Consider the following 8373-nt stretch of genomic DNA (forward strand, 5'->3'; position numbering starts at 1 on the left):
GGCTTTCCTCCGGGCGCTTCCCTTCGGTCTTGCGTTTCCGACTCTATCAGATCTTTTCTCGACCCGATTTCCTCGGTGCTTTCCAGGTTTCCGCTTTCGCGTTTCCCTTTCCGGCTGTTCCGACTCTATCAGATCCTTTCGGCGTCTGATTCCCCGTCAGAGGGGGTTGTCCTCCCGGCCGTTGGGCCGTTCCGACGTCTCAAACCTTAGCGGATCCGCTCGGCGATTCCCAATCGGGCCGCCGCGCTCCTATTCGAATTGAATTCGGGCACGCCGAAATCAATCCCGTCGGGAGATCGTGCTGTGTTTGAGTGTGCCGCTCACGGCGGCGGAGGTGCTGCCGCAGAACCGTTACGGCTCCGTGGCAACCCGAAGAACTCTACGGATCGCGAGGGGCACTGTCAAGCGCCCCGGCGCAGGCACTTCAGAGGACCTCAGTCGAGGTCGCTCAGGCGGCCGCCGGCGTCCGGCTGGGCGTGCTCCACCCGGCGGAGGAGCCGGGTCAGGACCTCACCAAGAGCGGCCCGCTCCCCGGGGGAGAGGTCCTGGAGCAGGTCCTCCTCGAAGACGGTCGCCATGCGCATGGCCTCGAGCCACTTCTCACGGCCCTCGGGAGTCAGCTCCACGATGACACGGACGCGGTTGGACTCGTCCCTCTCCCGGGTGACGAGCCCCTCGGCGACCATGCGGTCGATCCGGTGGGTCATGGCCGCCGGCGTGAGGCCGAGCCGCTTGGCGAGGTCGCTGGGACCCAGGCGGTAGGGCAGGCCGGAGAGGACGAGGGCCTTGAGGACCTCCCACTCGGCGTTGCTGATGCCGAGGGCGGCGGTCTGGCGGCCGTAGGCGACGTTCATCCGGCGGTTCAGGCGGGACAGCGCCGAGACGATCTGCTCCACCTGGGGGTCCAGGTCCCGGAACTCGCGCTGGTAGGCGGCGATCTGCTCGTCGAGTGTCGGCTCGCTGCTGACGCCGCCGGGGGTGTCGGCCATGGCCGCAGTATGGCACGGGACGCCTTTGTCCTTAAGTCCTTGGGAATATACTCTTTAGCTTCGAACTTTAGGTTCTAAGTCTTCACATCTAACTCGTGAGAGAGGTGAACGTGACCAGGCCGATGGGCGCAGCGATGCGCCGGATCCACGTGGGCAACGCACTCAGCGCGTTCGGGCTCGGCTTCACCGTCCCCTACCTGTACGTCTATGTGGCGCAGGTGCGGGGACTGGGGGCCATGACGGCGGGGCTCGTCCTGGCCGTCTTCGCCGTGGCCGCGCTGATCGTGCTGCCGTTCGCCGGCCGGGCGATCGTGCGGCGCGGCCCGCTTCCGGTCCTGCTCGCCGCCCTGACCATGGCCGCGCTGGGGGCGCTGAGCCTGGGGCTGGCGGGCAGCGCGGTGGCCGTACTGGTGTCGGCGGCGGCGCTGGGGGCCGGGCAGGCCGTGATGCAGCCGGCGCTGGCGACGATGATCGTGGACTGCTCGGCGGCCGACACGCGGTCGCGGGCGTTCGCGACGCAGTTCTTCCTGCAGAACCTCGGGCTGGGGGTCGGCGGCCTCATCGGTGGCCATCTGGTCGACACGGCCCGGGTCTCGTCCTTCACCCTGCTCTTCGCGATCGAGGCGGCGATCTTCCTGCTGCTGGTCGTGCTGCTGGCGACCGTGCGGATGCCGCGCTCGCCGCGTCTCGAGGGGGCGCCGACCGGGTCGTCGAGGGGCAGCTGGAAGCAGCTGCTCGGGAACCGGGCGATGGTGCAGCTGTGCGTGCTGGGGTTCGTGCTCTTCTTCGCCTGCTACGGACAGTTCGAGTCGGGGCTGAGCGCGTACGGCGTCGAGGCGGCGGGGATATCCACCTCCGCGCTCGGTACGGCGCTGGCCGCCAACACGCTGGTGATCGTCGTCGCGCAGTTCGCGGTGCTGAAGTTCGTCGAGCGGCGTCGTCGGTCGCGGGTGATCGCCGGTGTGGGTCTGATCTGGGCCGTGGCCTGGCTCACGGCCGGGTACGCGGGCCTCGGGCACGGTAGCCGGGAGATGGCGACGGCCGCGTTCGTGGCGACGTACGCCCTGTTCGGGCTGGGTGAGGCGATGCTGTCGCCGACGGTCGCCCCGCTGGTGGCGGATCTGGCGCCGGAGGGCATGGCCGGGCAGTACAACTCCGCTTTCGCCCTGGTGAAGCAGCTGGCGCTGGCTGTCGGGCCGGCGGTGGGCGGGCCGATGGCGGCCGCGCTGGCCGGCCCGTACGTCGTGACGTTTTTGCTGTTCTCGCTGGGGATCACCTTCCTGGCGCTGCGGCTGGGGCGGCGGCTCACCGTCGCCCAGGACCGGCCGTGGACCGCGGCGAAGAGCCGGGTGGTCGCCCGGGGCGGGGCGCCGACGGAGTCCGTGACCGCGTAGGCGAAGGGGCCCCCGCTCCCCGCCCCTGGTGGCCGGTCCGAGCCGCGCGGCCGGTCCGGCCCCATGGCTGCCCTATGGCTGCCCTATGGTCGACTCGAACCGCCCCTCGGCAGCACGAACTCGCACCACACCGCCTTCCCGCCCCCGGGCGTCCGGCGTGCGCCCCAGTTCGACGCGATCGTCGCCACGATGGCGATGCCTCTGCCCGACTCGTCGCCCGGCTCCGCACGGCGCCGGCGCGGGAGGTGGTCGTCGCCGTCGGTGACCTCGATGGTCAGGCGGCGGTCGGTGCGGCGGAGCCGGAGCCGCATGGGCGGGGTGCCGTGCTGGAGGGAGTTGGCGACCAGCTCGGACGCGGCGAGGACGCCGAGGTCGTGGAGGTCGGCCGGGAAGCGCCAGCTGGTCAGCACGCCGGAGGCGAACGCACGCGCGCGTGGGGCCGCTTCCACGCCGCCGAGGAGGTCCAGGGCGGCGTTGCGGAAGAGGTCGCCGTCGTGGCCCGTGCGGGCGGGGTGCTGGAGGACGAGGACGGCCACGTCGTCGTCGTGGTCGGCGGTGACGCCGGCCGAGCGGACCAGGCGGTCGCAGATGACCTGGGGGGTGCCGGTCGCGCCGGCGAGAGCGCGCTCGAGGGCGGCGATGCCCTCGTCGAGGTCCTGGTTCCGCCGTTCCACCAGGCCGTCCGTGTAGAGGACGGCCGTGGAGCCGGGGCTGAGCGGCACCGAGCCGGAGGCGTGCATCCAGCCGCCGGTGCCGAGCGGCGGGCCGGTCGGTTCGTCGGCGCGGTGGACGGTGCCGGTCTCGTCGCGGACGAGGATCGGGAGGTGGCCGGCGGACGCGTACACCAGCCGGCCCTCGTTCGGGTCGTGGATGGCGTACACGCACGTGGCGATCTGGTTGGCGTCGATCTCGGCGGCGAGGCCGTCGAGCAGCTGGAGGACCTCGTGCGGGGGGAGGTCGAGGCGGGCGTAGGCGCGGACGGCCGTACGGAGCTGGCCCATGACCGCGGCGGCCCGCACGCCTCTGCCCATGACGTCGCCGATGACGAGGGCGGTGCGCCCGCCGCCGAGGGTGATCACGTCGTACCAGTCGCCGCCGACCGCGGCCTCCGTGCCACCGGGCTGGTAGGTGGCGGCGATGCGGAGGTCGTCGGGCTGCTCCAGTTCCTGGGGGAGCAGGGAGCGCTGGAGGGTGACCGCCGTCTCGCGCTGGCGGCTTTCGCTGGCGCGCAGGCGGGCGGCGGCCTCGGCGTGGTCGGTGACGTCGGTGGCGAAGACCAGCACCGCGCCGCCGTTGTCGCGGACTCCGTCCTCGGCGACGGGTGTGCAGGTGAAGGTGTAGGAGCGGCCGTCGACTGCTTTGCGAGACTTGAGCGTGCGGGGTTTGCCGCTGCGCAGGACCTGGTCGAGGAGGGGCAGCAGGCCCAGTTCGGCCAGTTCCGGGAGGGCCTCGCGGGCGGGCGCGCCGAGGGGGCGGGTGCCGAAGGCGGCGGTGTAGGCGTCGTTGAGGTAGGCGATGCGGTGGTCGGGGCCGTGCACCAGGGCGACGAGGGCCGGTACGCGATCGAGGACCTCGCGGGCGGGGAGTTCGTCGACGGCGGGTACGGCCGGTGTGCCGTCGGTCAGTTGTTCGGCGCGGGCCGTGGGCACGGAGCCTTCTCCTCGCCGGTCCGGGGAGACCGCGTGCTCGGTCCGCGCTGCGGCGCGGCGCTGCGTTCCGGGGAGCCGGGCGCTCCAGCGCGTGAAGTTCACAGTGGGGAAAGCCTCGTGGGTGCTGTGGGCGGGCGGGTGCCCGGCCGAGGTCGTGGGGAAGTCTGACAGGTGGCCGTCCGCGGCGACATCCGTCAGACGCCGGGACGGGCCGTGGAGTTCCTGGGTCCGGTCAGGACGACCCCTTCGGGTTGTCGGTGGGGCTGTGAGGAGGCTTTCCACCGGCCGCCAGTTCGAACTCCGCACGGGGGTGTTCGAGGGATCCGAGCGAGACGATCTCCCGTTTGAAGAGCCCGGCGAGGGTCCACTCGGCGAGCACGCGGGCCTTGCGGTTGAAGGTGGGCACCCTGCTGAGGTGGTAGACACGGTGCATGAACCAGGCAGGGTAGCCCTTCAGCTTGCGTCCGTAGACCTGGGCGACGCCCTTGTGGAGTCCCAGGGAGGCGACGGAGCCGGCGTAGCGGTGCGCGTACGTCTCGAGGGGTTCCCCGCGCAGGGCGTGGACGACGTTGTCGCCGAGGACCTTGGCCTGGCGGACGGCGTGCTGGGCGTTGGGGGCGGTCTCGGCGCCGGGTCCGGCCGCGGTGACGTCGGGGACGGCCGCGGCGTCGCCCGCGCCCCAGGCGTGGTCGGTGCCGTCGACGGTCAGTCGTGGGGTACACCTGAGCCGGCCGCGTTCGTTCAGCGGCAGGTCGGTGGCGGCGAGCAGGGGGCTGGGTTTGACGCCGGCGGTCCACACGACCGTACGGGTCGGGAAGCGCTGGCCGTCGCTGAGTACGGCGAGGCGGTCGGCACAGGATTCGAGGCGGGTCCCGAGCAGGACCTGGATGCCGCGGCGGCGCAGTTCGGTGACGGTGTAGCGGCCCATCTCCTCGCCGACCTCGGGCAGGATGCGGTCCGAGGCCTCGACGAGGATCCACTTCATGTCCTCGGGCTGGACGTTGTGGTAGTAGCGGGTGGCGTAGCGGGCCATGTCCTCGAGTTCGGCGAGCGCCTCGACGCCGGCGTAGCCGCCGCCGACGAAGACGTAGGTGAGGGCGGCGTCGCGGATGGCCGGGTCGCGGGTGGAGGAGGCGATGTCCAGCTGCTCGATGACGTGGTTGCGCAGGCCGATGGCCTCCTCGACGGTCTTGAACCCGATGCCGTGCTCGGCGAGGCCGGGGATGGGGAGCGTGCGGGAGACCGAGCCCGGGGCGAGGACGAGTTCGTCGTAGGCCAGGTGTTCGACGGGCCCGCCCGCCTCGGTCGCGAGCGTGGTGAGGGCGGCGGTGCGCGCCGCGTGGTCGATGGAGGTCACCTCGCCGACGACGATGTGGCACCGGTCCAGTACGCGCCGCAGGGGTACGACGACGTGACGAGGGGAAATCAGACCGGCGGCCGCTTCGGGGAGGAACGGCTGGTACGTCATGTAGGCATCGGGAGTGACGACAGTGATGTCGACGGCACCCTGCCTGAGCTCCCGCTTCAGCTTCCGCTGGAGACGCAGGGCCGTGTACATCCCGACGTAGCCGCCGCCGACAACGAGAATGCGCGCACGTTCCTTCACCATCCCATGACGCACCCGGCGCTGTTGTTTGTCCACAGCCCCGGCAAATTGTGTGACCGGCGCGCGGGCGTGCGCGGGGTGGGCCGGATCGGCGGATCGGGGCGGAAGCGGGCAGGTCAGCGGGGGCGGACGGAGGGTAGCGCGGGCGCGGCATCGGGACGTATGCGCCTCGTACTCCGATCGGGGGGCGCTCCGTGCGGAACCTGCCCCTTCTGAATTGACAGCCTCTCAACTATGTTCGTGTCGACGGGGTGTGAAGAATGTGGTCGAACGGGTCCGCGACGGGCGGCCCCGGTCGGGGAACGGTGCCAGTTCCGCGCGCTCCGGAATCAGTGGCGGGGAGAGTCTCCGGGGGGAGACATCGTTAACCGGGGGAACACTCATGCATATTCAGGACACTCATTGGGCATCCGCGTCCGCCGTCGTGCCCGGTGGCACGGCGGTGGGCGGAGCGATGACCGCGGCGGCGGGCAACGGACGCGGGAACGGTGCGCGGACGACGCCGCTGCGGGTGGACGCACAGCGCAATCTGGAGCACGTGCTGCGTGCGGCGCGCGAGGTCTTCGGCGAGCTGGGTTACGGCGCGCCGATGGAGGACGTGGCGCGGCGCGCGCGGGTCGGCGTCGGCACGGTGTACCGGCGCTTCCCGAGCAAGGACGTCCTGGTGCGGCGGATAGCCGAGGAGGAGACCTCTCGGCTGACCGACCAGGCGCGCACGGCGCTCGGTCAGGAGGACGAGCCCTGGTCGGCGCTGTCGCGCTTCCTGCGCACGTCGGTGGCGTCGGGAGCGGGGCGGCTGCTGCCGCCGCAGGTGCTGCGGGTCGGTGTCTCGGAGGACGGCGGCGACGCCGTGGCCGAGGAGCCGCGGGTGCCGCAGCAGCGGAGCCGGCCGGGCAACGGTGAGCTGCGGCTGGTGTCCGGGCAGCCGGTGGCGTCGGCCGAGGACGACGCGGGGGCGGCGGCGCTGCTCGACGTGGTGGGTCAGCTCGTGGAGCGGGCCCGCGCGGCGGGTGAGCTGCGGCCGGACGTGTCGGTCTCGGACGTGCTGCTGGTGATCGCGACGGCGGCGCCCTCGCTGCCGGACGCGGCCCAGCAGGCGGCGGCCTCGGCACGGCTGCTGGACATCCTGCTGGAGGGGCTGCGGTCCCGTCCGGCCTGAGGGAACGGAGAGTGATCGCATCCGGGCGGGGCGGGTTCCTCGAGCCTTCCCGCCCGGGTGACTCCGGGTGGCTTCGCGTCCGGGTGACTTCCCCGTACGGCTCGGCGGGACGTCCGCTCGGACGAGTGGACGTCCGGGAAAGCGCGGTTCTGGCCGAAGGCCGGTGTGGCACTCTGACCGGGTGATCGGGTCGGGCTGGACTGGGCTGCTGGCGGGGGCTTTCCGCGATGAGTGGTGACGGGCGGGACGGGTCACTCGGGGACGGTGACGCGGAGACCGGCGGGCCGACCTCCCCGCAGGTCCCGGGTCAGGGCGGCCGGGCGCACCTGCCGGCCGACCGCACCGTGGGCGGCGTGCCGGCCCAGCGCGAGGGCGGTGCGCTGCCGCCGCGGACTCGGCCGCGGTCCGACGGCGAACTGATCGGGCGGATGCGCGCGGGCGACGACAGCGCGTACGAGGAGCTGTACCGGCGGCACGCGGACGCGGTGCGCCGCTATGCCCGGACCTGCTGCCGTGACGCCCACACCGCGGACGACCTGACCGCCGAGGTCTTCGCCCGCGTGCTCCAGGCGGTGCGGGGCGGCTCGGGACCCGAGTACGCCGTGCGTGCTTATCTGCTCACCTCCGTCCGGCGCGTCGCCGCGCAGTGGACGACATCGTCCCGGCGTGAACAACTCGTCGACGACTTCGCGGTGTTCGCCGCCCAGTCCGCGCGAGCCCTGGAGGACGACCGCACGTCGGACCCGGGTGCCGATGTGCGCGCGATGCACGAGGCCGAGCGGTCCCTGGCGATGCGGGCGTTCCGCTCGCTGCCGGAGCGCTGGCAGGCCGTGCTGTGGCACACCGAGGTGGAGGACGAATCGCCGAGCCAGGTCGCCACACTGTTCGGGCTGGACGCCAACGGCACGCGCGTGCTCGCCAGCCGCGCCCGTGAGGGCTTGAAGCAGGCCTACCTCCAGGCTCATGTCAGCGCCGCCCTCACCGCCGACGAGGGGTGCGCCCGCTACGCCGACCAGCTCGGCACCTACGCCCGGCGCAGACTGCGCACCCGTGCCGAGCGGGGGTTGCGCAGGCATCTGGAGGAGTGCGCCAGGTGCCGGCTCGCGGCCGCCCAGGTCGAGGAGGTCGCCGGCGGCATCCCGGCCGTCGTGCCGGTCGCGGTCATCGGCTGGTTCGGTGCCGCCGGGTACGCCAAGGCGCTCGGGATCGTCGCCGGTGGTGCGGGGGCGGGCGCCGCGGGCGCGGCCGCCGTCGCGGGCGGCTCGTCCGGCGAGGCGGGCACCGGCGGCGGGGTGGCCGCGGAGGGGCTGGGTGCGCCGGTGAAGGCCGGTATCGCGGCCGGAGCGGTCGCGGTCGGGGTGGCCGCCGTGGCGCTCGGCCTGGCCGGCCCTGACGCGCCGGTCAGGAAGACCGCCGCGCCCCGGCCGTCCGCCCCGGCCGTCCGGCCCGAGACCGGGTCCCCCGCCCCCGCGCCCCCGGGGAAGAGATCCGCGCCGCGGAACTCCTGTCCGGCGACGTGACATGGACCACGCTGGTGCCACGCACCCCGGTCGGCGGCCACGCGGCGAACGGCTTC

The 8373-nt window shown here is 72.8% G+C and carries 5 protein-coding genes and 1 pseudogene; 3 read left to right on the forward strand and 3 right to left on the reverse strand.

The genetic code is table 11. The features are described from left to right. Nucleotides 1-434 precede the first annotated feature (434 nt). The gene (locus ABZX30_RS37320) at nucleotides 435-989 is read right to left on the reverse strand and encodes a MarR family transcriptional regulator (protein ID WP_355942666.1); all 555 of its coding nucleotides are present in this window, start codon (nucleotides 987-989) and stop codon (nucleotides 435-437) included. 134 nt (nucleotides 990-1123) lie between these two features. On the opposite strand from ABZX30_RS37320, the gene ABZX30_RS37325 reads away from it, so the two are divergent. Beyond that, nucleotides 1124-2383, forward strand: a complete 1260-nt coding sequence (locus ABZX30_RS37325) for an MFS transporter (RefSeq protein ID WP_355942676.1) — start codon at nucleotides 1124-1126, stop codon at nucleotides 2381-2383. 83 nt (nucleotides 2384-2466) lie between these two features. Here ABZX30_RS37325 and ABZX30_RS37330 read toward each other — a convergent pair whose 3' ends face one another. Then, nucleotides 2467-4134, reverse strand: a complete 1668-nt coding sequence (locus tag ABZX30_RS37330; RefSeq protein WP_355942668.1) for a SpoIIE family protein phosphatase — start codon at nucleotides 4132-4134, stop codon at nucleotides 2467-2469. 130 nt (nucleotides 4135-4264) lie between these two features. After that, complete coding sequence (locus ABZX30_RS37335; RefSeq protein ID WP_355942670.1) at nucleotides 4265-5641, reverse strand: NAD(P)/FAD-dependent oxidoreductase; 1377 nt, start codon at nucleotides 5639-5641, stop codon at nucleotides 4265-4267. Nucleotides 5642-6020: 379 nt separating this feature from the next. Here ABZX30_RS37335 and ABZX30_RS37340 point away from each other — a divergent pair, with 379 nt between their 5' ends. Then, nucleotides 6021-6797 carry a helix-turn-helix domain-containing protein gene (locus tag ABZX30_RS37340; protein WP_355942673.1) on the forward strand — a complete coding sequence of 259 codons (777 nt, stop codon included), beginning with the start codon at nucleotides 6021-6023 and terminating at the stop codon, nucleotides 6795-6797. Between the two features lie 227 nt (nucleotides 6798-7024). Further along, nucleotides 7025-8272 (forward strand): annotated as a pseudogene (locus ABZX30_RS37345) (sigma-70 family RNA polymerase sigma factor); the annotation flags it as partial. Nucleotides 8273-8373 lie beyond the last annotated feature (101 nt).

The organism is Streptomyces sp. NPDC004542 (genome assembly GCF_040610035.1).
In the GTDB taxonomy this organism is placed as follows: Bacteria; Actinomycetota; Actinomycetes; order Streptomycetales; family Streptomycetaceae; genus Streptomyces.

What these genes read in the sequence shown, in the direction of transcription:
- ABZX30_RS37325 (WP_355942676.1), top strand. Translation starts at nt 1,124, where the DNA reads ATGCGCCGGATCCACGTGGGCAACGCACTCAGCGCGTTCGGGCTCGGC.
- ABZX30_RS37340 (WP_355942673.1), top strand. Translation starts at nt 6,021, where the DNA reads ATGCATATTCAGGACACTCATTGGGCATCCGCGTCCGCCGTCGTGCCC.
- ABZX30_RS37320 (WP_355942666.1), bottom strand. Translation starts at nt 989, where the DNA reads ATGGCCGACACCCCCGGCGGCGTCAGCAGCGAGCCGACACTCGACGAG.
- ABZX30_RS37335 (WP_355942670.1), bottom strand. Translation starts at nt 5,641, where the DNA reads ATGGTGAAGGAACGTGCGCGCATTCTCGTTGTCGGCGGCGGCTACGTC.